Consider the following 23,651-nt stretch of genomic DNA (forward strand, 5'->3'; position numbering starts at 1 on the left):
GCTTTCGGTAGCTATTGAAATTCGCTTTTGACCTTTCTAACCACATTTTTTCGGTGGACCACATAGGCACAGAGGTGACATAGGTAGAAGGATTCTATTGTTTGTAGGGGAATTGGTTTTTCACTTCATTCGCTTACGATAGCTATTGAAAATTGCACTCGACCTATACAACTACATATTTTCGGTGGACCACATAGGCACAGAGGTGACATAGAATAATTCAAACAACTTTACGTTTGAGCCTTTTTTGCTAAAAATAATAGTTTAATTTACTGATAAACAATATTTTGAATTATCTAACTGATAATACAAAGCACGTTTTTTTGAGTTCATTAATTCGATTCAACGTACTTTTAAATGTAAAACATTGTACGTTAATTAAAAAAGCCTCCTTAAAACTCATTAATTGTAATTATTTTTCCACTAAACGTCAATAACGCATTTCCTAGCCCCGGTTGCAGCGAAAAGCGCGCAAAGCCCAAGAAGACTATTTTGCCGAAAGCTGTGGCGACCAACGGAAGCCGCGAGCTGCAGGTGCTAAATACCTTCTTGGGCTGCGTACTTGTAGCGTAAAACGGGATTAGCTTCTAAAAACCAATCCTATTCAGTTAATGTAAATTCTTGACTTCTTGTTGTTTGGCTACTGTGGCAAAGTCAGTTGTGAGGCGGGTGGCATAATCGTCCAATAAATGCATCACGCGGTCGCGGTCTTTAGATTTAACAATCAGGCCGGCATGGTACTCCAACGGTACGCGGAAACAAACCTCTGGGTCGTTAAAAGCACTCAAATCGGGATGCTCGTATTTAGAAAGCGTGAGTACGATGCCCGCATACTCCTTTTTCACCTTTGGTAATTTGTACGTGTGACCTTTAGCCAGCGCGTCTTCAATAGCCGCCCATTCGGCCCACAAATTAATGTCCGACGCTGCTGCTACCATTTCGGCTAAGTGCGCTCCACCTACTCGACTCGACGTTTCGAGGAAATACACCTTGCCGTCGTCGTTGCATTTAATATATTCCGAATGCGCCGCACCGTGCTTTAATCCGAATCCTTTAATTACTTGCTCGTTGCAAGCTTTGATCGCCACATCGTCTTCCGAGCCGTACTCGATCACCGCCGAACGGAAAATGCCACCGCCTTGCGAGATTTCCATAGGTGTTGCCAAATATTTAGACGTGATGCTAAACAAAATCTTGCCGTTTACGATCAAGCTATCACAGTGATACACAGCACCCGGACGAAATTGCTCCACCAAATACTTAAAGCGGTTGTTGCCCAGCTCGTTGATGTTATTCCACAATTCTTCCTTGTTGTGCACCTTGATAATGCCAGATGCCGAAGCCTCCGAACGCGGTTTTAACACCCACGGCGGCGAAACCGAATCGGCGAAATTATTGATTTCGTTATCGTTAAAAAGTGCCGAAAACTTGGGGTTTGAAATGCCACAACTCTTGGCGCGCATGCGCATGGCGAGCTTATCTCGGAAATATCTACCGGTAGTTTGTCCCATACCGTCGATGCGTAAATTTTCGCGGATGTACGTAGCTTTTTCTACGTCGAAATCGTCGAGCGCAACCACAGCATCAATTTTTTCGTGCTTCATCAAATTACTGATTCCCAACAACAAATGCTCCAAATTCCAATCGACATCCTGACCGGGCATATAAAAAACCTCATCGATATACTCGAACGGCCACGGCTTGTTGTTTAGCTTTTCTGAAGTGATGAGAAAAACTTTATTGTTTAGCTTCTTCAGGTTGATTAGAAAATCGGATCCTTTAAAGTAATTTGAGATACAAACGAAGGTTTTGGCTGTGTTTTCCATCTGCTAGTGATTTTCAATAAATGTACTAAATAAATTAACTCCGAAGGCCGTAGCGTGTTTAGATTTTGCAAATTCGCTATCGCCAAAAGCCACACCGGCTACATCTAAATGCGCCCAAGCTTCGTGCTTATCGGTAAAGTACTCGAGGAATTTTGCAGCCGTTATTGCGCCGGCAATCGGTTTTCCGCTGTAGTTGCGCACATCGGCAATATCGCTGCTGATGTCTGGGTCGTAAGCGCTCCACAAGGGCAACGGCCAGAGTTTTTCACCCACTTGGTTTCCGGCGCTTCGCAACGCAAATTCTAAATCAACGTTATTGGTAAACAGCGCACCGCATTCGTACCCAAAAGTGGCCACGCTGCTGCCGGTTAAGGTTGCAATATCTACAATAACGTCGGGTTTGTGCTTAGCAATGAGGTATGCGAGCGCATCGGCAAGTATGAGTCGGCCTTCCGCGTCGGTATCGATAATTTCGATTGTTTTTTTATTGAAAGCTTCAATGACGGCAGAAGGTTTTAAAGACGTAGCATCTACTGCATTTTCGCACAACGGAACCACCGCCGTAACGCGTTTTTTACAATCCGAATTTGCCAAATAGTGCATTGTAGCAACCACGGCCGCGGCGCCAGCCATATCCGACTTCATGAATTGCATGCCTGCAGTTTTGATGTTGAGTCCGCCGGTATCGAAAGTTACGCCTTTTCCAACCAACGCATAATGTTTGCCTTCAGCTTCCGGATTGAGTTCGAGCACGAGCAATCGCACATCGTTTTTACTTCCTTGTCCCACAGCCAGCAAGGCGCCCATACCTAATTCTTGCAAGGAGTTTTTGTCGAGAACCGTGGCTTGTAATTGTGTTTCGTTTGCCAATTCGGTACCCGCTTTTGCCATGTAATCGGGCGTTACGACATTTGGTGGCAAATCAACCCATTGCATGCATTGCAACTGCGCATCTGCCAGGATTAACGCTTTTTGTAGAAAGGCTTCTTCCGATTTGTAATTATTTATGGTGAGTGCAAAATCGGAATTCGTAATCGGATGTGTCTTTTCGTTTTTGAAATGCCCTATTTTGTAGGTTCCGAGTTTGAGTCCGGAAACGAGCGCTGAAACGAGCTGCGGTTCGAGTCCGTTTGGTAAATCAACTAAAACCGCTTTATTGAAAAACTCGGGATATTTATGTGCCGCACGACGGAACATGGTTACAACCGACTTGTAATCAGGTGTTTTCCCTAGACCGATGAATAAGTGAACGTTATCGTATTTTTCGATGGCGTAAATTTCGTTGGCTTTTCCGTAAAAAACTTTCGACGGTACGCTAACGCCGTAAAATTCGATGGGCACTAAATGGTTCGGACCCGTTTCAAAGACTGGAATGATAAAGTTTCCAGAAAAAGACGGAATATCGTGTTGAAAAGAGAGTTTCATAATTTATTTTTTTTGGAAAAAGAGCCATTCGATTGCCTTTGGAAACTCGTCGCTCCAATACGTTTCGTTGTGTTTTCCGTGGTGATTGATACTGAGTTGTATTTGTACTTTTTCGGACAATTGTTTGGATTGCAATAAATTGCGTTTGAACTGCGTGACGTGTTTTACCATGGTTTCCGACTCGTCGCCACCGGCATAAAGATAAATCTTGGTACTGCCTTGCAAAGCCAGATCTTCTTCATCGATTTTAAGCTTAGGAACTACCCACAGCGAGGGTGAAAAAATCATGAGTTTTCCGTACACTTCCGGATACAGCAAACCGCTGAATAAACTCACTAATCCGCCCATAGAACTGCCGCCAATACCCGTGTGTTCGCGTTCGGTTAGTGTGCGATAGCGCTTGTCTACAAAAGGTTTTAGCGTATCGGTTATAAAACGAATGTATTTTTTACCTTGTCCGACGCCCAAAACGGTATTTCCTACGTTGTATTCTTTAATGCGATCGGCTTCGGCGTGTTCTACGGCAATGACAATAATTTTTCCGATTTTGTATTCAGACATAACCGCCAATTTCTTGTCGATTTCCCAATTGCCGAATCCGCTACTTTCGTTGAACAGATTTTGTGCATCTTGCAGATAAAGAACCGGATAACGCTCGTCGGTTTGATCGTAATCATGTGGTAAAAGCGCCCAAACTTTGCGCTTTTTGTTGAGTTGCGGCATTTCGAACTCATCGGAAATGAGTTGTACCTGCGGTAGGAAATTTGGTTTAAAAGGCAACCAATTTTTACGCCATTTCGCAACGTGTTCGCGGCGAACGCCTTTTAAATCGGGACAAACGCGATTTTCGGTTCGGTTTCCAAAACGATCAATTTCTACTTCACTCCAATCGCCTTTGGTAAACTTGTACTGTAAAGGTTCGGGAAACGTAAAATCGGTGGGAAACGTAAAATGGTATAACCCGTTTTCCAGATGTTCCATTTCGTAATTCGGATCTTGTGTATCCCAATTGTTGAAATTTCCTGCAATATAAACCGGCCTAAAGTCGTCTTCATCTGTCGTCAAAATGATGTTCAAACGCGGTTCCACGATGGCTTGGTTGTCTGACTGATTCACTTTTGATACTATCGATTCCATGTATGTGTACGATTCTCATTTAATCGGCAAATGCGCGCGATTGCTAACTTTCTTTTGATTTCATTCCAAATTGAATCTTCGTTTCTACAGCACCGAAAAAAACGAAATGGCTCGATTTAAAGCCGCATCAAAAGCGTTTGTGCTGCAACAAAATTTGAAATGTTACTCTTACAAATATTACAGATTTTTTTAACGTTGACAAGCAAAAAGCGCCTCAAATACCGAGTTTTTTTAAACAAATGGTTACGATAACGTTTTCCTACCGCGATTGCGATAGCTCCACTTTTGAAAACCGCGTAGTTTATTTTAAAAACTTAAGAAAAGAAGCCGCCGATTCGCCGTCGTAGCTTCCGCGTGATTTGAGAATCCGACCGTCGGGCGCCACCAAAACCAAGTACGGAAAAAAGCCGTCTTTGTTGTATTTCTCCACCATCCGCAGTCGTGCTGCCAACTCTTGCTCGCTGATGCTGTGTTTATCGGTTTCAAAATCGTATTTAAACAAGATGTAGCGCGAAGCAACTTCCTGTTTGAAATACTCCGATTGAAACACGCGTTGTTCCAACAAATCGCAGGTTTCACAGTGATCGCGTACGGTAAATACCAAGAGGATTTCTTTTCGCTGACTTTTAGAATCGGCAAAGGCTTTCTCTAAGTTTCGTTCCCAAGTTTGGGCATAACTCACTTGCGTGGAAAGGAAAAGTGCTGCGATAAAAACCAAACGTATCATGACAAGCCACGGTATTTTCGTAAGAACCACTCGGCACCCAACAACAAGCCCGAAAACAACAAACACCAGAATAAATCGATCCAAGATGTCGATTTAGAAGTTTCTTTTTGAACGGCTTTAAACTGCTTATCGTTTAGCAATTTATCGATCAATGCAGGAGTTTGATTGGCAAGAAAAACACCGCCCGACGTTTGTGTAGCGAGTTCCGACATTTTTGTGAAATCGGCATTTACAAACTGGCGTTCCACATCGTAATCCAAAACTTCAAAATATCCCGAAGCCGCACCACCGCCAGTGTAAGTCACGGTAAATCGGTACTTTCCGGGCGATAGGTTATCAAAAGTCGATTTATACACACTCTCACCTCTCGGCATTTCCAGTTTACGCGTTTTGTTGGTCGATAATTGTGTCAGTGATAACAGCAACTCAGCCTCGCGATCAAACTCAAAGTTTTTATTGAACGCCTGTGCGGTAATTTCCACAGCAGTGCCCGAATTGTAAAACTTCTCGTAATCGAGCAACAAACGGCTCTTCTTCTGATTAGCCGTTAGGTATTGAATGGTTTTGTCGATCAACAAATCGAAAGCTTCGAAATTGCGATTTTGAGCGTAATCTGCCAAGCGCCATTTCCAGCTGTCTTCGCCGAAAAGAAAGGCCAATCGGCGACCTTTTGCTTCCGCGAAAGCAAACATATCAACACCTGTTTCAATGTTATTTATTCGAGAACTAAACAACACCGAGCGATTCTGACTCGGACTAATCGTGCCATACGGATTTTGCAACGGCGGCCACGAATCAACATTTATTGGCTCTTGCGCAAACAAGGTGAAATCGGTTTTTTGTGAAGGTCGGTAATCCTCGGTTTGTGCCGACATCTTAAAGTTGTAAACCGATTGCCAAGTATTTAATAAGGGGAAATCGGTCGACATGCCCGTAATGAAGAAAATACCTTGATTGTCGTTCTCGAGCTTCGTCCACAATTTCTTAAAATTCTGGTTCGGCTGGTATAAAATATAGGCGTTGTAGGTTTTGCCTTCTAAAGCCTCGTATGGTTTTAGAATAGTAACTTTACGTTGCGCATTGGTTTCGATGGCGCGCTTTAAGGCTCCTAAATCCGGATGATTGACCGTGGAAACGATCGCAATTTCGGCGCGTTGGTCCACAATTTCAACCGCAAAAACCTGATTGTTGTTATATTTATTTTTTTCGGAAATCGACGTTTGATACACCGCCGTGTACACTTTCGAACCAATTTTATCGGCTTGCAACAAACCTGAAACCGTTTTTACATCGGTTCCAGCGTTGAAATCGACGTTTTGCGAAAACACCACCTTGGCACCTTCTTTAATTTGCAATACGCCGCTGCTAGCCTTTTTGCCTGTGTATTGCACGAAACATTCAAACGGAAACTGATTGCCTTTAAACGCAAACTTGTTTACGTTGATTTTCGCAATCTTAGCATCGGTTTGTTTGAGCGTATCGCCTGCAACAACACTGAAAACAGGTTGCGATTTCCCAAAACTGTACACAAAATCCGAGCCGCCGGTTTGATTCCCATCGCTAACAAGTACGGTAGCGCGACTTTTCCCGCGGAACAAATTCTGCAAGCCAGACGCTGCTTCGTGTAAGTTTGAACTTTTTCCCGAGAAATCGAAAGCAGTCGTATCTTTCAAAGCTTCGTCGATGGTAAACAAACGCAGTTCAAACTTGTCGTTTAAGGCGCTATTGTTTTGCAAAGACGCAACGGTTTGCTGAACTTGACTTTCAGCTTTTAAATATTTAATGGACAACGAATTATCAGCAACTACTGCAAGTATTGGTTTCTTAACTTCGAGCGTTGTTCGATTAAACCGCGGATTGATAATTGCGAGAATGATGAAGAATATTCCCAAAAATCGCAACCAAAAAAGCAGTTTGTAATAGCGCGAACGATCGGTAGATTGGTAAAAATACTGATACCACGCCAGACCGAAAGCTGCGCCTGCGCCGATAAGAATACTGACAACCGTCAATACGTCCATAATAAAATTGGGAATAATTAGGTTAGCATACCGCCGTCGACGTTAAGAACCTGGCCTGTTACGTACGCACTCATATCTGAAGCGAGGAACAAACAGGCGTTGGCTACGTCTTCGGTGCTTCCGCCGCGCTTCAACGGAATCGATTCGGCCCAGCCTTTAACTACTTCTTCGTTCAATTTCGCGGTCATTTCGGTTTCGATAAAACCAGGAGCAATGGCGTTGCAACGAATGTTTCGCGAACCCAACTCAAGCGCCACCGATTTCGTGAAACCAATAACTCCCGCTTTCGAGGCCGCGTAATTGGTTTGTCCGGCGTTACCTTTCACACCAACAACCGAACTCATATTGATAATCGAACCCGAACGTTGTTTTAACATGGTTTTCTGAACGGCTTTGGTCATGTTAAAAACCGACTTCAAATTTACTTCAATTACTTGATCGAAATCGGCTTCCGACATACGCATCAAAAGGTTGTCTTTGGTGATTCCGGCATTGTTAATAAGCACATCGATAGAAGGAAAATCTTGTAAAACTTGATCGACGAAAGCTTGTGCGGCGTCGAATTTCGAGGCATCCGATTGGTAAGCTTTTACGGTTACGCCTTCAGCAGCTAATTTTGCAGCCAATTCCTCAGCAGCGGCCGCCGACGAGCTGTACGTAAATGCAATGTTTGCGCCGTGTTTTGCAAAAACTTCGGCAATTCCTTTTCCAATTCCGCGACTTGCGCCAGTAATAATCACTGTTTTTCCTTCAAGTAATTTCATAGTAACAATTAGCTTCTAATAAACGAACGCCAAATATAACAATATTGGCACGTAATCGAAGTTTCGGCTTTCTTAATTTGTTGGAAAAAGGATTTTCGATTGGCATCAGGTTTTAAAATAATTTGGGCACTTCCTGCCGCACGAAAATAGTGGAAGTTTGGTTGCGGCAGGTCGGGCTTTCCACTGCAAGGCGCGCCACCCAAAAGCGTTTCAGCTATGCGTTGCAGCGGCTTCCGTTGGTCGCCACTACAACACAGGCTTCAATCGCTTTTGGGTGTCACGGCTTTCCGTTGCAATCCCTAGTGCAGGGGAAATTCACTAGTACGTATCGTATTACTTTAGCTTTATTTTTTCAGAACTCTGTCTGTTTGAAAAAAATGCGATAATTTCAACTTGTTCGTTTGAAAATCTGTAGTAAAGTGTGTTGTATTTTAAAATGATGACACAGCGAATGCCTTTCTTAAATTCTGATTCTTGAAACAAGTATGGATTTTGAGAAATTAGAACTAATTTTTCTTCAATATTTGTTGCTAAATTTCTTAATTCCGTTTCTGACCAATTTTCCTCTAAGTATCTGATTGTCTGTTCTAATTCTTTTAAAGCGAAATCAGTCCACAGGATTTTATAACCACTTCTTATACACCTTTCTTGCGCTTGAATGCGGATTTAACTTACCCGAATTAGCATCTTGGATTCCGTTTTCAATGGCTTTTTTCTCAGTTTCTGAAATAGTATGCCACCAGTCGGTGGTTTCTGTTTTTCTCAATTCCACTATTTTTTCGATAATAGAAACATCTTCAACGGATGAAAGCCATTGTATTAACTCCAATTTTTTACTCTGCAAGCTTTGTTCTAGTTTCATGGCTATTTTAATTAAGAAATTTAAAAGTACAAATTAATCCAATTGTTTTTTAAAATCGATGTAAACACAAAGCAATGTTTGATTACAAGGCAGATTTGTTTTGGGATACTATCAGGATAGCGGAAAAATCAAACGACACAGGCTGCCGTTTATCTGTTTAGCGTGGTAGTTGTTCCTTTCCCTAGCTTTTTGATTTTACAATTTGTTCATTTCTAGCGTTCTGACAAAAAAAATTAATCGAGTTCAGGTTTTAAAGACCGTATTTTGCATTACCATTCCTTTTGAAGTAGCATTCTAAAACACCAGCAAGCTCAGCCTCAGCTAATTTTGATCAAAATATTTCTTTGGTAGCCATTCTCGCAAATCGGTAATTACTTTCGCATTAGCTGATAATTCTTCTCGTTTGATTGAACTAGCTGTATTTTTGTTGCTGCGTCCCGATAACTATCGGGAGAACTAAAAAACGCGAATTGCCGCCCAAAAGAACAGCATTCGCGTTAATTGAAATGTTTTTATACAGTCTTTATTTTGGAGTAACTCCCAGCTTGGCTGCTTCGCGTCGCGCAATCGGAATTTGTTTCTGAATATTTGCAATTCGCGTGCTGTTCGAAGGGTGTGTGCTCATAAACTCGGCAGGCTCTTTCCCTCCCGATTGTGCCGCCATACGTTGCCAAAACGGAATTGCTACTTCCGGATTGTAACCAGCAATGGTCATCAAAATAAGTCCGATTTCATCAGCTTCAGTTTCGTGACTTCTCGAAAACGGAAGCAAAGCTCCAAACTGTGCACCAGCACCGTACGCCTGCATCGCCAAGGCCTGTGTTTGTTCTGACTTTCCTCCAACTGCGGCTCCGACTAATCCGGCACCAAGCTCCGCCAAAACACCGCCACTCATGCGTTGCTGTCCGTGATTTAAGAGTGCATGCGCTACTTCGTGTCCCATAACTACAGCCATTCCCGCTTCATCCTTAGTTATTGGAAGAATTCCGGTATAAAACGCAATTTTTCCGCCGGGCATACACCAAGCGTTTACTTCTTTGCTTTCAATTAATTTGTATTCCCAACGGTAATCTTTCAAGGCTGCACTCTGCCCTCTTGCCGCTAGCAACTTCTCTGCTGCAGCGCGAATTTTGTTTCCTACCAACTCAACGCGTTTCGCATCGGCTGTACCTGCAACCACTTTATTGGTTTTCAAAAAATCGTTGTATTGCTGAAAAGCCGAAGGTAAAATCGCTGAGTTATGTACTAAAGCAAGTGTTTTTTTACCCGTAACTGGGTTTGTTGCACAAGCAATTGCTAAGGCTAAACATAGGATTCCCAAGGCTAGAAATCGGTTTTTCATTTCGTTAAAATTTATACAAAAATACAAGATATTGTACATCCAACCTTACGTAATTCTGCGCAAAGCTTTTGGATTCCCGATTTTAAAGCGAACTATTTTTTCAAGCCTTTTGCAGCGATATGTAATTCGGTAAAATCTTTGTCGACCAACAATTCGTTCTTTCCTACCAAAACGTCTTTCAAGTTCACCTCTTCATTGTCGATTTGAACTTTACCGATTTCAAAAGGCAAGCCATAAAAACGAACGCGGTATTTGTTGTAATCGGTAACGAATTTTCCTTCTTTGTGCTGAAGAATGGTAACTTCTTTTTCCTTTCCGCGAAAGCTAAAAGTTGAATGGCTGTAACGTCCTTTGTTGTAATCGTAGCCATCTTGTGCATCTTCGTACAAAGTCGATTTTTCTTTACCTTCTTTGTAATACACCTCTAAACTGATTTCTTCAAATTTCTTCTCGCCCACATATTGCTGAATCGGATAATTTGGAATGATGGCTCCTTCTTTAATAAAAATCGGAATTTGGTGATAAGCCGTGCTTACCCAAAGTTCTTTTCCGCCGCAAATCCATTCGTTGGTCCAGTAATTGTACCAGTTTCCACGCGGCAAGTACATGCGTCGGCCTTGCGCGTTTGGCTCTAAAATCGGACAAACGAGAATCTGATTTCCAAACAAAAATTCATCGGTTCGGTAATGCGTTTGAATGTCTTCTTGATCGAAATACACCAAGGGTTTAAGCATCGGAACACCGTCGTTTACATAATCCCAAAACATGGTATACAAATACGGTAGCAGTTTGTAACGGAGTTCAACGAATTTACGAGTGATATCAATTACCTCGGCATCGAACGACCATGGTTCTTGTTCGCCGTGATCGCCGGAAGAATGCGTACGACAAAACGGATGGAACACGCCTAATTGAATCCAACGTGCGTACAACTCACCGCTAGGTTGTTCTGCGAAACCGCCAATATCGGAACCGGTAAAGCCCATTCCTGAAATCGACATCCGTTGCATTTGAATGTTGGCGATCCACAGATGCTCCCAACTTGCAACGTTATCGCCAGTCCAAGACGAAGTATAACGCTGTGCACCTGAATATGCCGAACGTGTAATAATAAACGGACGTTTCGGATAGGCAAATCGCTTCACACCTTCATAGGTTGCACGCGCCATTTGAGTTCCGTAAATGTTGTGTGCTTTTCGGTGGCTGCACGGATTTCCGTCGTAATCATGGCGCACATCCATAGGGAATGTTTTGCCGGGAACTTCCATTACGGCAGGTTCGTTCATATCGTTCCAAACTCCTTTTACACCAATGTCGGCAATCAATTCTTTAAATAAACCAGCCCACCATTCGCGTACTTCTGGGTTTGTGTAATCAGGGAAATTACATTCGCCGGGCCACACTTTTCCTTTCATGTACGGACCGTCGGCACGCTTACAGAAATAATCTTTTTCTAGCGCCTCTTTATATACCCAATAATTCGGGTCGATTTTAATTCCAGGATCAATAATTACAACGGTTTTAAATCCGTCTTCAGCCAATTCTGCAACCATGCGTTTTGGATCAGGAAAATACTCCTTATTCCAAGTAAAGCAACGAAAACCTTCCATGTAATCGATATCCAAATAAATACCGTCGCAGGGAATACGCAATTCACGAAATTTGGAAGTGATTTCCTTCACTTTACTTTCTGGATAATAACTCCATTTACATTGGTGGTAACCGAGTGTCCACATAGGCGGCATTTCCGGTTTTCCAGTGAGGTGCGTATAGGTGGTAACTACGTCGGCCATATCCGGACCATAAATAAAGTAGTAGTTCATTTCGCCACCTTCAGCCCAAAAACTGGTAACATTTCTGCGTTCGTGTGCAAAATCGAAGCACGTACGGAAGGTGTTGTCAAAGAAAATTCCGTAGGCTTTTTTGTTGTGTAAACCGATATAAAACGGAACTACTTTATATAGCGGCTCTTGATCTTTATGAAACGCGTACTGATCCATCGCCCAGTTTTCGACGCGCTTTCCTTTTAGATTCGAATGCGAAGCCTTATCGCCCATACCGTAATAGCTTTCGCCTTCGTGAGAAATCTTGCTCATTTTAACGATGTTTCCACCGAAGTGATAATTCTCTTCCCAGTGAAAACCCGATTCGTCTTCTAGAATAATGTTTCCGTTTAAATCGAAAATCGCCACACGCAAGTCGGCTTTTCGAATCATACAAACCACTTTATTGGTTTTGATTTGATACACGTCGGTTCCTTCGGTTAGTTCTAAAAAGTTATAACCGTGCGACTGTGTTTTATCAATGGCGTACGAAAAATCGTTGCTAAAATACCCTTTAGTTGTGTAGCGAAAGCGCAACAAACTGTCGCGTAGAACAGTTACTTTGAGAATGACGTTAATTCCTGTTGAAAAGAAAATAGAATCGGCTTCTTGTTTTACTTCCAGCACCGCCGAAGGGTACTGATCGCCTTTGTATTCAAGTTCGGTATTGGTAATCATAGGTTACAATTGGTTTGGCAAATTTCCAAAAGTAAGATTTTAAAGTCTGCCTAAAAAACCAGAAAGAAACTACAACGTTTTCGTATTGAAATGTTTTTTCATACTACCGTCTTACTAGGCTTCCGCACCTATGATAAAAGCATGATTTTCTCTCGAAAACAAGCAATAATTAGCAGCCCGACTTCCAATTTTGTTTGGTTTTGAGAAATCGCTGGGCTTTTCATCTTCTAATTTGAAATAAAACCAAGGTAATTTGAATTAAAAAATTTAATGATTTAAATAAAATAACACTAAAATGTTTTAATTTATAACTAAAAATATATTTTCGTTTTAAATTAATAACAACAACAAACATATTTGCAACAGATTTAAAGCAATAAAATTATGTGTGGAATATTAGCTGTTATAGGAAAAGGAAAAGATGAAAAACTAGTTGCACAACTGTCGAAACGAATGTCGCACCGCGGACCCGATGAAAGTGATATCCACGTAACTGAATCTGGACATATCTTGGCCCATGAACGTTTGTCTATTATAGATTTACATTCAGGAAAACAACCCATTCAAGGTAGCGGTTCGGCTTGGATGATCCATAACGGCGAGATTTATAATTACCAACTGCTTAAGCAAGCGTACTTTGCCCATGATACGTTTAGAACGAAATCGGATTCTGAAATCATTGTGCGTTTGTACGAGAAATTCAAATACGATTTTGTAGACAAGCTCGACGGCGACTTTGCCTTTGTTGTTGTTGATGGCGATGATTTTATTGCGGGTCGCGACCCACTAGGTGTAAAGCCTTTGTATTATGGTGTCGACGAGCGCGGCAGAACCTATTTTGCTTCAGAAATGAAAGCAATTGCCGATCAGTGTAAAACATTTTCGACCTTTCCTCCCGGTCACTATTACACTCCAGAAACGGGATTTGTTAAATATTACAGACCTAAATACGAAGATTTACAAAGTGAAGCCGTTGCTGTAGATTACACAGCCATTCGCGAAGGTTTAATTGCAGCTACTCAAAAACGATTAATGAGCGACGTGCCTATTGGTGTGCTGTTATCGGGAGGGTTAGACTCTTCCCTAACCTCGGCTATTGCAGCGCGTTTGCTAAAAAAACAGGGGAAAAAGTTAAAATCATTTTCAATCGGTCTCGATGCATCAGCCCCAGATGCCGCAGCAGCTCGCGACGTTGCTGCATTTCTCGGAACCGAACACAACGAAATCCACTTTACGATTGAGCAAGGAATTGCTATTCTTGAAAAGCTCATCTGGCATCTCGAAACCTACGATGTAACGTCGGTTCGCGCCAGTACGCCCATGTTTTTCTTATCAAAAGCCATTACAGACATGGGCGTAAAAGTGGTACTCTCTGGCGAAGGAGCCGATGAAGTCTTCGGAGGTTACTTGTATTTCCGCAACGCGCCAACTGCTGAAGATTTTAGAAAAGAAACGGTAGAACGCGTACAAAAGTTATTTACTGCCGACTTACTTCGCGCCGACAAATCGACCATGGCACACGGATTGGAAGCGCGCGTTCCGTTCTTAGACAAGGCATTTTTAGATATTGCGATGCAGATTGATCCGGTAGAAAAGCAGCCAAAAACTTACGAAGGTCGCGAGAAATATATTTTACGTAAAGCGTTTGACACACCGGAAGATCCGTTTTTACCGGAGTCGGTTTTATGGCGACAAAAAGAGCAGTTTTCCGATGGTGTGGGCTACAGCTGGATCGATACGTTAATTGAATATTGTGCGTCGCAGGTAAGCGATTTGCAAATGACGGAGGCCGAAAAATTGTTCCCATACAACACGCCGGCAACCAAGGAAGCGTATTTTTATCGCAGTATTTTCCACAAATTTTACCCACAGCAAAGCGCTGCGCAAACGGTTCGTAAATGGATTCCGAAATGGCAAGAAAACCAAGATCCAAGCGGACGTGCCAATGCTGCACACGTACATGCCGACGTCGAAATCGCCAAAACAACCGAACACGCATAAAGAATTTAAAAGGAAAAGATTGATTTTTTAATGCGGCTATTCCCGCTTTACACTACAAGTACGCAGCAACAAAAACACAGCTAGTCCATTTTAACACAGCTTCTTTCAGTCGCTCGTTAAAATAGCTAGCTGTTTGTTTTTCTTGCTTTGCGCGCTTTTCGTTGCAATCGGGGCCGGGAAATAGATTTCGAGAAAGAAAGATTAAAAGATTTCGAAATTTCAAGATTGAGAGATTGAAAGATTGAAAGATTTCCTCTTTGCGATCTTTGCATAAATCTTTGCGTCCTTTGCGGTTGAGCCATCGATACGCTGAGTTCGACAAGATCACGCATTAGCTTTTATTCGCGCAGAAAACACCGAATTGCACAGAATTGGATGGAGTTTTAGCTGGTGAGGAAAACACAGAACGTGTCGTAACTCATAATTCGTACCAGCCTTCGACAGGCTCACGTACCAGCTTTTTAAGCGCACGGAAAACACTGAACCTCACAGAATTTTGCGCAATAGGGTACCGTTGAGGAAAACACAGACCGTGTCAAGCCAACAAAAAAATGCACTAGCCTTCGACAAGCTCAGGCACCAACCTTCGACAAGCTCGGGCGTCGAGGGAGCACAATGTTTCACGAAGTTTTTCACAATGGCCACAACACCAGCCTTCAACACGCTCAGGAACCGAGGATACTTGGGTTCAGGCGGAAAAAACGATACGTACAGTGGTGAACGTCTCGAAGTCTTAATACTCAAATCTTAATACTTGATACTTCATCCTAAAATATGCGGAAAACCCGTAATGCTATGTCGATTTTTTTTTAAAACTTCGCCTCGATGGGGGCGGGCGGGATGGGGAGCGATTCCCACGTACGAAATTCCCAGAAATAAATTTTACGGAAAAACCGTATTTTTTATAAAATTTCGAGATTGAAAGATTGAAAGATTGAAAAAAGGAACGATTTCCCCTTTGCGAACTTTGCGTAGATCTTTGCGAACTTTGCGGTTAGCCTTCGACAAGCTCAGGCACCAACCTTCGACAAGCTCAGGCACCAACCTTCGACAAGCTCGGGCGTCGAGGGAGCACAATGTTTCACGAAGTTTTTCACAATGTACACAACGCCAGCCTTACACAAGCTCAGTAACCGACAATATGTGGGTAAGGACGGGAACATGAAACGTAAAATGGTGAACGTCTCGAAGTCTTAATGCTTAATACTTCCATCTTAATACTCCAATCTTAATACACCAATCTTAATACTATTAAAAACCGCTTCGCAAGCTTTGCAGTGAAAGATTTATGGATGTTGGCCAGCGCGGGCAAAGCGACAATGTAATGATCAAGATCTGTTTAACTTGATTTGCAAATTCTAAAATTCTTCAAAAAAATAAGAAGACTCAGCCTATCGTAAGAAAGTTTACAAAACCTAGTTTCGATTCTCAATGAAATTAGGTATTACTAGTGTCGAAAGCTCGACTTTGAGAAATAAAAAATTAAAAAACTATAGCTCAGATTATTAGAGCAGCATCAGTTTCACTAAAGTTAGGCATAAGTATGAATTTGGTTAAAATCTTGACGAAAAAATCACAAACCCACGCATTTATCAAGCTATTTTGTTGATAACTTAACGCGTGAACAGCTTAAAAGCAGGCTTCGGTTTACAGCCAATTTCTATATTTGCTCGTTAAACAATTTACAAGACCATTAGCTGTATTATGAGCGAAGAAAAAGAGAAAAAGCACAATTATTCAGCAGACAGTATTCAAGCCCTCGAAGGGATGGAACACGTGCGTATGCGCCCATCGATGTACATTGGCGACGTTGGTGTACGCGGTTTACACCACCTCGTTTACGAAGTTGTTGACAACTCGATCGACGAGGCTATGGGAGGACACTGCGATACCATATCCGTTGCCATTAACGAAGATGGTTCTGTAACTGTAGAAGACAACGGTCGCGGAATCCCTGTCGATATGCACAAAAAAGAAGGCGTTTCGGCGCTTGAAGTCGTAATGACAAAAATTGGTGCGGGCGGTAAATTCGACAAAGACTCCTATAAAGTATCGGGTGGTTTGCACGGTGTGGGTGTATCGGTCGTAAACGCTCTTTCGGTAAATATGAAATCGACTGTCTTTAGAGACGGTAAAATATACGAGCAAGAATACGAGCGCGGTAAAGCCTTATATCCCGTTAAGCAAATTGGGGAAACCGACAAGCGCGGAACACGACAAACGTTCTATCCTGATCCGCTTATTTTCCAACAAACTATCGAATTTTCTTACGATACCTTGGCATCTCGTATGCGCGAGCTTTCCTTCCTTAATAAAGGAATTACCATCACTTTCACCGATTTTAGAAACTTGGATAAAGATGGGAATCCGATTTCGGAAACCTTTCACTCCGACGAAGGTTTGAAAGAGTACATTCGTTACCTCGATGGAAACCGCGAGCCTATTATTTCACACGTGATTTCAATGGACAACGATAAGTCTGAAATCCCAGTTGAAGTAGCATTGATTTACAATACAAGTTACACAGAGAACATTTTCTCGTACGTAAACAACATCAACACACACGAAGGAGGAACGCATTTACAAGGTTTCCGTTCGGGATTGACGCGTACACTTAAGAAATACGCCGATGCTTCTGGATTGTTGGATAAACTAAAATTCGAAATTACTGGCGACGATTTTCGTGAAGGCTTAACAGCAATTATTTCAGTAAAAGTTGCCGAACCACAATTTGAAGGACAAACCAAAACAAAACTCGGTAATCGAGAAGTAGTTTCGCCTGTTTCGCAAGCTGTAGGTGAAATGTTGGAAAATTATTTGGAGGAAAATCCGAATGATGCGAAAATAATTATTCAAAAAGTAATTCTTGCAGCCCAGGCACGTCACGCAGCGAAAAAAGCACGCGAGATGGTGCAGCGTAAAACCGTAATGGGTGGCGGCGGATTACCCGGTAAGTTATCGGATTGTTCAGAGCAAGATCCAGCAAAGTGCGAAATCTACCTCGTCGAGGGAGACTCGGCGGGTGGTACTGCTAAACAAGGTCGGGATCGTAACTTCCAAGCTATTCTTCCATTGCGAGGTAAAATTCTCAACGTAGAGAAAGCCATGCAACACAAAGTGTTTGAAAATGAAGAAATTCGAAACATTTTTACTGCTTTAGGTGTGACGATTGGAACTGCCGAAGATTCGAAAGCACTGAATTTAGAGAAGCTGCGCTACCACAAGGTTATTATTATGTGTGATGCCGACGTCGATGGTAGCCACATTTCAACATTGATTTTAACGTTCTTCTTCCGCTTTATGAAAGAACTCATCGAGCAAGGACACGTATATATTGCTGCTCCACCACTTTACCTAGTTAAAAAGGGTAACAAGAAAGAGTATGCTTGGAATGATATCCAACGCGATCAAGCCAACGAACGTATGGGTGGAAATGCGGGAATCCAGCGCTACAAGGGTCTTGGAGAAATGAACGCAGAACAATTGTGGGAAACAACGATGGATCCTAACTTTAGAACTTTACGTCAGGTTACAATCGACAGTCTAGCTGAAGCCGACCAGATTTTCTCGATGTTGATGGGCGATGAAGTTCCACCACGACGCGACTTCATTGAAAAGAACGCAGTTTACGCAAAAATTGATGCGTAAATTAGGAGGTTACATACTAGCCTTCTTTGTTACAGCTGTTTCTGCGAGAGCACAAAACACCACGATAACTGAAATCGGGAATCTGATTCAAGATGCCCTTCTTCTCACAGATCGATACATTACTCCAGCAACCGACGCAGCAGTATACCAAGCTGCGTCGAGCTGGGTAAATACGCCGCGGCATTTGGATCGCTGGGACGTAAATGTTGGGCTGCATTTTAACGCTTTTTTTGTTCCCCATCGCGACCAAACTTTTACGCTCAATCAAAACGAGCTTAAATTTTTTCAAATTAGCGAAGGAACGCAAGTTATAACACCGACAACGCTTGGCGACGACCAATATGTCACGCTTACCGGAACACTAAATGATGAACCCGTAAGCATGCGTACACCCGAAGGAGTAGATCGTGAAACAATCTTTTACCCGTATATTCAAGCTAGTGTAGGCTTAGGTTTTGGAACCGATTTCATAGCGAAAATTGCTCCGCGAACCATTTTAAAAAATGTAGAATATCAAGTTGGCGGTTTTGGTTTAAAACATACAATTAGCAGGTATTTTAAAAAGTTAGAAGCGCAAAAAATTTATATCTCAGCGTTCGCAGGTTACTCTAAAGAAGATATAACTGTAGAATTTTTAGACGTACAAACCGGTTTCGGAAATTTGGGCTTGACTGCACTAAATAGCGACATAAACACCTACCAATTTCAGCTCAACGGTTCAAAAGTTTGGAAGAAATTCGAGCTAATTAGTGCCGTGATTTTCAACAGCAGCGATTTCAATTACTCAGTTTCAGGAAATCGAGGAGCGATTGAAGACGTATTTCCCCTCCAAAGCACTGTGAATACAGCACTAGAAACCCTGAAAAAAACAAAGACGAATATAATTGGCGAAATTAGTGGTCGATACCAATTAAAGAACTTTTACATACAAAGTTCGCTTGCGTTCGGTAAATTTGTAAACTCAAATATTTCAATTCAATACCATTTCCATTAAATACGAAAAACATGAAAGTTACTATTGTTGGCGCCGGCAACGTGGGCGCATCTTGTGCCGATATCATTTCATATCGCGGAATTGCTTCAGAAGTTGTACTCCTCGACATTAAGGAGGGTTTTGCTGAAGGAAAAGCGATGGACATCATGCAGTGCGCTACCACGACAGGTTTTAATACACTATTAAGTGGTGTTACAAACGACTACACCAAAACTGCAAACAGCGATGTGGTTGTAATAACCTCAGGAATTCCACGTAAACCGGGAATGACACGTGAAGAGTTGATTGGAATTAACGCCGGAATCGTAAAGTCGGTTGCCGAGAACGTGTTACAACATTCTCCAAACGCTATATTGGTAGTTGTGTCGAATCCAATGGATACAATGACGTATTTGGCTTTGAAAGCTACAGGCTTACCTAAGAATAGAATCATTGGTATGGGAGGCGCTCTCGATAGTTCTCGTTTCAAATACTTTTTATCGAAAGCTCTAGATAAACCTGCAAACGACGTATCAGCGATGGTGATTGGTGGTCACGGCGATACAACCATGATTCCGCTAACGCGATTAGCTTCTTATAATGGAATTCCTGTTAGCGAGTTTCTTAGCGAAGCAGCATTGCAACAAGTTGCTGCCGATACTATGGTAGGTGGAGCTACACTTACAAAACTACTCGGAACATCAGCCTGGTATGCACCGGGAGCATCCGTAGCGTATTTAGTAGACAGTATTTTGAATAACCAGCGCAAAATGATTGCTTGTTCGGTTTATCTAGAAGGCGAATACGGACAAAACGATATTTGCATCGGAGTTCCTTGCATCATCGGAAGAAACGGATTGGAAGAAATAGTTACGATCAATTTAAATGAAGCCGAAAAAGAACTATTCGCAAAGAGCGCTGATGCAGTTCGCGCCATGAATGCCGACTTAAAATCGATTTTAGCATAAGTTTTTAAGACAAATACAACGAAAGGCTGTTGATATCGACAGCCTTTTGTGTATTTCAAACAAATAAATTGGTGCAAATAGCGTCAATATTATATATTTGTCCGTTTTAAAAAATAGGGTGACCTAAGTATACGTATTTAGTTCCTCATATCCAAACATTTAGAAGATTTTTAACATCATTAAGACAAAAAAACAACGTTTTAATTAATTAGTAAGTAATGCAGAATAGAGGTTTAGTTAAGTTTTTTGCCATCTTGTTCGCGCTGGTTTCCATTTACCAGTTGACGTTTACATTTGTTGCAGATACGTGGGAAAAGAAAGCTAAGGCATATGCCAAAGGCGATCCGATGAAAGAAGTAAAGTTCTTGGATTCCATCGGGAAACAAAAAGTATTTCTGAATTACTTTACCTACAACGACGTAAAAGGAAAGAAAATCAACAAAGGTCTTGACCTTGAAGGCGGTATTAACGTAACGCTTCAAATTTCAGTAAAAGACATCTTGAAAGGATTGGCTAACAAGACTACCAATCCGGCTTTTAACAAAGCGCTTGATCAAGCAACAAAGAATCAGAAAGGAAATCAAGATTACATTGATGCATTTTTTGACGCTTTCGCTGAAGTAGCTAACGGTACGCCATTAGCTTCACCAGACATTTTTGCTAATCGCTTACTACAAGGCGATGACGGCGTTAACATCAACATGTCTGATAAAGAAGTTGAAAAAGTTATCCGTAAAAAAGTTGACGAATCGGTTGACTCGGCTTTCGAAGTATTGAGAAAACGTATCGATAAATTCGGTGTTACACAACCAAATATTCAAAAGCTTGGTGAATCGGGCCGAATCTTGGTTGAATTACCAGGTGCTAAAGACGTTGACCGTATTAAGAGACTACTTTCTAGTACAGCTCAATTAGAGTTCTGGGAAACGTTCAAGATTGAAGAAGTTGGTAATTTCTTGCTATCAGCTAACGATTTATTGAAAAAGACAGAAAAGACTGTAGCTGTAAAGGAAACACCTAATACAACCAAAAACGATTCATTGGCAAAACTTTTGACCGATTCAAAAGATACTACGGCTGCTGCTGCTGAAGCGGGTCCGCTTGTTGGTAAAATGGTTGCACAAGGTGGTGGTCCGGTTTTAGGTATTTATGCCAAAAAAGATACTGCGGCAATCAACGGATATTTGAAACGTGCCGATGTAAAAGCCTTGATGGGTCCAGCATTGCGCTACGCTAAATTTGTTTGGGGTAAACCAGTAAATCAGGTAAACGATAAAACTAAAGAAGAGGAAGAAACCTTTGAATTATACGCTTTACGCGGAAACAGAACAAACACAGCTCCAATGAGCGGTGGAGTTATTACTGATGCACGCGATTCATTCGACCAACTAGGTAAGCCATGTGTAAACATGTCGATGAACGGTGCTGGTGCAAAAACTTGGGAAGAAATGACCGAGAAAGCCTACACTGAAAAAGGCTTTATCGCGATTGTACTCGACGACGTAGTTTACTCAGCTCCAGGTGTTTCTTCTGGAAAAATCTCTGGTGGAAATTCTGTAATTTCTGGAAATTTTGATGTAACCGAAACTAAAGACTTAGCTAACGTATTACGTGCTGGTAAACTTCCTGCTGCCGCAGACATTATCTCTTCGGAGGTTGTTGGTCCGTCTTTAGGTCAAGAAGCCATCGATAACGGTATAAACTCATCATTAGTTGGTTTGTTATTGGTATCACTTTGGATGATTGTATTTTACGGAAGAGCGGGCTGGTATGCAAACATTGCTCTTGCTGTAAACTTATTGTTCATTTTTGGTGTAATGGCGAGCGCTGGTTTCGTACTAACATTACCAGGTATCGCAGGTATCGTACTAACAATGGGTACTGCTGTAGATGCAAACATTATTATCTATGAACGAGCTAAAGAAGAATTGCGTCACGGAAAATCAATCGAAGAGGCTATTAAAGCATCGTATGGATGGAAAGGTGCCATGCGCTCAATCGTTGATGCAAACGTTACACACATCTTAACAGGTATTGTACTCTTGTTGTTCGGAACAGGTCCGATTTACGGTTTCGCAATTACATTATTAATTGGTATTGCGACTTCACTTTTTACTTCTATTTTCATCTCAAGAATCTTGATTGATTGGAGTATTGCAAAAGGACACTCCTTACAGTTTAGCACGAACCTTACTAAAAACTGGTTCACTAACTTTAATGTTGACTTCTTGAAATACAAAAAAGGATTCTATATCTTCTCTTTAGTAGTTTGTATCGTTTCTGTGGCTTCTTTGGCTACAAACGGCTTAAACTACGGCGTTGACTTTGTGGGTGGAAGAACTTTCCAAGTACGTTTTGCAAAAGAAATTTCAACAGAAGAAGTTAAAGAAGAACTTGCTAAAGTATTCGGAAGTGCTGTAGAAGTTAAAGTTTTTGGTAATCCAAATCAGCTTAGAATTACTACAAAATATAAAGTTGAACTTAGCGGAACTGAAGTCGATAAAGAAGTGAATACAGTACTTTACGAAGGTCTTAAAAAACACTTCGATGCTTCAATGACTTACGACAAGTTTGTTAATACCTATGATGGAAAAGAATTAGGAGTATTAAAAGCTTATAAAGTAAGCCCGACCATTGCGGAAGACATCAAAACAAATGCATACTGGGCTGTTTTAGGTGCGATGTTTATCGTATTCCTTTACTTAAAAGTGTCGTTTAGAAAGTGGCAGTATTCGTTAGGTGCGATTGCCGCGGTAGCACACGACGTTATTTTCGTATTGGGAATGTACTCATTGTTATGGAAGGTAATGCCTTTTGGTATGGAAATCGACCAGCACTTCATTGCAGCGATTCTTACCGTAATCGGTTATTCGATGAACGATACCGTAATTGTATTCGACCGTGTACGTGAGTACTTAGGTGGAAGAACAAAAGGATCGTTTAACCAGATCGTAAACCAATCGATTAACTCGACGATGTCACGTACTTTGAATACGTCCCTTACGATGATCATGGTACTTTTAATCATGTTCATTTTTGGCGGCGAATCGATTCGTGGATTTATCTTCGCAATGTTAATTGGTATTGTTGTAGGAACCTACTCTTCCCTATTCATTGCAACGCCAGTATTGTGCGATACCATTTCGGATGCCGAACACAAACGCATCGAAGAAGAGCACAACCAAGCAGACTAACCACCAAATTTTTATATTTAAAATCCGGCCTTAGTGTCGGATTTTTTTATGCTCTGGAAAAAGACCGGTGAATTAGCGGAAATGAATTTGGTAAACGATTTTTTGCACAAGGGATTGCAGCAGAAATAGACCGGCATTGCGCGCAGTGAAACGGCTTTAAAAAAGGCGACAGTAAGAAGCCCTTTTTTGAGCCTCGTTGAACTACGTGCAAAACGGCATATTGACGCGGAAAGCCCGACCTGCCGCATGCACTTCAACCCAT

The 23,651-nt window shown here is 41.8% G+C and carries 15 protein-coding genes; 5 read left to right on the top strand and 10 right to left on the bottom strand.

Going from position 1 to position 23,651, the window contains the following annotated elements:
• Positions 1 to 608 precede the first annotated feature (608 nt).
• The 10 genes from ACOVQQ_RS06400 to ACOVQQ_RS06445 form a co-directional block, all read right to left on the bottom strand.
• Positions 609 to 1,826, bottom strand: coding sequence for an ATP-grasp domain-containing protein (locus ACOVQQ_RS06400; RefSeq protein ID WP_421817461.1), 1,218 nt, complete (start codon positions 1,824 to 1,826; stop codon positions 609 to 611).
• A 3-nt stretch (positions 1,827 to 1,829) separates the two neighbouring features.
• Positions 1,830 to 3,251 carry a leucyl aminopeptidase family protein gene (locus tag ACOVQQ_RS06405; protein ID WP_421817462.1) on the bottom strand — a complete coding sequence of 474 codons (1,422 nt, stop codon included), beginning with the start codon at positions 3,249 to 3,251 and terminating at the stop codon, positions 1,830 to 1,832.
• A gap of 3 nt (positions 3,252 to 3,254) precedes the next feature.
• Positions 3,255 to 4,388, bottom strand: coding sequence for an alpha/beta hydrolase (locus ACOVQQ_RS06410; RefSeq protein ID WP_421817463.1), 1,134 nt, complete (start codon positions 4,386 to 4,388; stop codon positions 3,255 to 3,257).
• 301 nt (positions 4,389 to 4,689) lie between these two features.
• Positions 4,690 to 5,115: a thioredoxin family protein gene (locus ACOVQQ_RS06415; RefSeq protein WP_421817464.1), complete on the bottom strand. Its 426-nt coding sequence runs from the start codon at positions 5,113 to 5,115 to the stop codon at positions 4,690 to 4,692.
• Positions 5,112 to 7,136: a hypothetical protein gene (locus ACOVQQ_RS06420; protein WP_421817465.1), complete on the bottom strand. Its 2,025-nt coding sequence runs from the start codon at positions 7,134 to 7,136 to the stop codon at positions 5,112 to 5,114. Before ACOVQQ_RS06420 ends, ACOVQQ_RS06415 begins: the two co-directional genes overlap by 4 nt.
• A gap of 17 nt (positions 7,137 to 7,153) precedes the next feature.
• The gene (gene fabG / locus ACOVQQ_RS06425; protein WP_094485172.1) at positions 7,154 to 7,900 is read right to left on the bottom strand and encodes a 3-oxoacyl-[acyl-carrier-protein] reductase; all 747 of its coding nucleotides are present in this window, start codon (positions 7,898 to 7,900) and stop codon (positions 7,154 to 7,156) included.
• 333 nt (positions 7,901 to 8,233) lie between these two features.
• Entirely contained in the window at positions 8,234 to 8,566 is a 333-nt protein-coding gene (locus ACOVQQ_RS06430) for a type II toxin-antitoxin system RelE/ParE family toxin (RefSeq protein WP_421817490.1), read from the bottom strand.
• The gene (locus ACOVQQ_RS06435; protein WP_421817466.1) at positions 8,523 to 8,762 is read right to left on the bottom strand and encodes a hypothetical protein; all 240 of its coding nucleotides are present in this window, start codon (positions 8,760 to 8,762) and stop codon (positions 8,523 to 8,525) included. Before ACOVQQ_RS06435 ends, ACOVQQ_RS06430 begins: the two co-directional genes overlap by 44 nt.
• A gap of 523 nt (positions 8,763 to 9,285) precedes the next feature.
• Positions 9,286 to 10,104: a M48 family metallopeptidase gene (locus ACOVQQ_RS06440; RefSeq protein ID WP_421817467.1), complete on the bottom strand. Its 819-nt coding sequence runs from the start codon at positions 10,102 to 10,104 to the stop codon at positions 9,286 to 9,288.
• A 92-nt stretch (positions 10,105 to 10,196) separates the two neighbouring features.
• Entirely contained in the window at positions 10,197 to 12,605 is a 2,409-nt protein-coding gene (locus ACOVQQ_RS06445) for a glycoside hydrolase family 31 protein (protein WP_421817468.1), read from the bottom strand.
• A gap of 384 nt (positions 12,606 to 12,989) precedes the next feature.
• Between ACOVQQ_RS06445 and asnB the strand changes: the two genes are divergently transcribed.
• The 5 genes from asnB to secDF all read left to right on the top strand — a co-directional run bounded on the left by asnB (position 12,990) and on the right by secDF (position 23,389).
• On the top strand, positions 12,990 to 14,606 hold the full coding sequence (asnB, locus tag ACOVQQ_RS06450; RefSeq protein ID WP_421817469.1) for an asparagine synthase B: 1,617 nt from the start codon (positions 12,990 to 12,992) through the stop codon (positions 14,604 to 14,606).
• 1,704 nt (positions 14,607 to 16,310) lie between these two features.
• On the top strand, positions 16,311 to 18,254 hold the full coding sequence (gene gyrB, locus ACOVQQ_RS06455; RefSeq protein WP_094487006.1) for a DNA topoisomerase (ATP-hydrolyzing) subunit B: 1,944 nt from the start codon (positions 16,311 to 16,313) through the stop codon (positions 18,252 to 18,254).
• The gene (locus ACOVQQ_RS06460) at positions 18,247 to 19,248 is read left to right on the top strand and encodes a DUF6588 family protein (protein ID WP_421817470.1); all 1,002 of its coding nucleotides are present in this window, start codon (positions 18,247 to 18,249) and stop codon (positions 19,246 to 19,248) included. The genes gyrB and ACOVQQ_RS06460 overlap by 8 nt, the downstream gene beginning before the upstream one ends.
• An 11-nt stretch (positions 19,249 to 19,259) precedes the next feature.
• Positions 19,260 to 20,195, top strand: coding sequence for a malate dehydrogenase (locus ACOVQQ_RS06465; RefSeq protein WP_421817471.1), 936 nt, complete (start codon positions 19,260 to 19,262; stop codon positions 20,193 to 20,195).
• A gap of 218 nt (positions 20,196 to 20,413) precedes the next feature.
• Positions 20,414 to 23,389 carry a protein translocase subunit SecDF gene (gene secDF / locus ACOVQQ_RS06470; protein ID WP_421817472.1) on the top strand — a complete coding sequence of 992 codons (2,976 nt, stop codon included), beginning with the start codon at positions 20,414 to 20,416 and terminating at the stop codon, positions 23,387 to 23,389.
• Positions 23,390 to 23,651 lie beyond the last annotated feature (262 nt).

Source organism: Flavobacterium sp., assembly GCF_049240005.1.
GTDB lineage: Bacteria > Bacteroidota > Bacteroidia > Flavobacteriales > Flavobacteriaceae > Flavobacterium.

What these genes read in the sequence shown, in the direction of transcription:
- ACOVQQ_RS06400 (WP_421817461.1), bottom strand. Translation starts at nt 1,826, where the DNA reads ATGGAAAACACAGCCAAAACCTTCGTTTGTATCTCAAATTACTTTAAA.
- secDF (WP_421817472.1), top strand. Translation starts at nt 20,414, where the DNA reads ATGCAGAATAGAGGTTTAGTTAAGTTTTTTGCCATCTTGTTCGCGCTG.
- gyrB (WP_094487006.1), top strand. Translation starts at nt 16,311, where the DNA reads ATGAGCGAAGAAAAAGAGAAAAAGCACAATTATTCAGCAGACAGTATT.
- ACOVQQ_RS06415 (WP_421817464.1), bottom strand. Translation starts at nt 5,115, where the DNA reads ATGATACGTTTGGTTTTTATCGCAGCACTTTTCCTTTCCACGCAAGTG.
- ACOVQQ_RS06405 (WP_421817462.1), bottom strand. Translation starts at nt 3,251, where the DNA reads ATGAAACTCTCTTTTCAACACGATATTCCGTCTTTTTCTGGAAACTTT.
- ACOVQQ_RS06465 (WP_421817471.1), top strand. Translation starts at nt 19,260, where the DNA reads ATGAAAGTTACTATTGTTGGCGCCGGCAACGTGGGCGCATCTTGTGCC.
- ACOVQQ_RS06410 (WP_421817463.1), bottom strand. Translation starts at nt 4,388, where the DNA reads ATGGAATCGATAGTATCAAAAGTGAATCAGTCAGACAACCAAGCCATC.
- ACOVQQ_RS06440 (WP_421817467.1), bottom strand. Translation starts at nt 10,104, where the DNA reads ATGAAAAACCGATTTCTAGCCTTGGGAATCCTATGTTTAGCCTTAGCA.
- ACOVQQ_RS06445 (WP_421817468.1), bottom strand. Translation starts at nt 12,605, where the DNA reads ATGATTACCAATACCGAACTTGAATACAAAGGCGATCAGTACCCTTCG.
- fabG (WP_094485172.1), bottom strand. Translation starts at nt 7,900, where the DNA reads ATGAAATTACTTGAAGGAAAAACAGTGATTATTACTGGCGCAAGTCGC.
- ACOVQQ_RS06420 (WP_421817465.1), bottom strand. Translation starts at nt 7,136, where the DNA reads ATGGACGTATTGACGGTTGTCAGTATTCTTATCGGCGCAGGCGCAGCT.
- asnB (WP_421817469.1), top strand. Translation starts at nt 12,990, where the DNA reads ATGTGTGGAATATTAGCTGTTATAGGAAAAGGAAAAGATGAAAAACTA.
- ACOVQQ_RS06460 (WP_421817470.1), top strand. Translation starts at nt 18,247, where the DNA reads ATGCGTAAATTAGGAGGTTACATACTAGCCTTCTTTGTTACAGCTGTT.
- ACOVQQ_RS06435 (WP_421817466.1), bottom strand. Translation starts at nt 8,762, where the DNA reads ATGAAACTAGAACAAAGCTTGCAGAGTAAAAAATTGGAGTTAATACAA.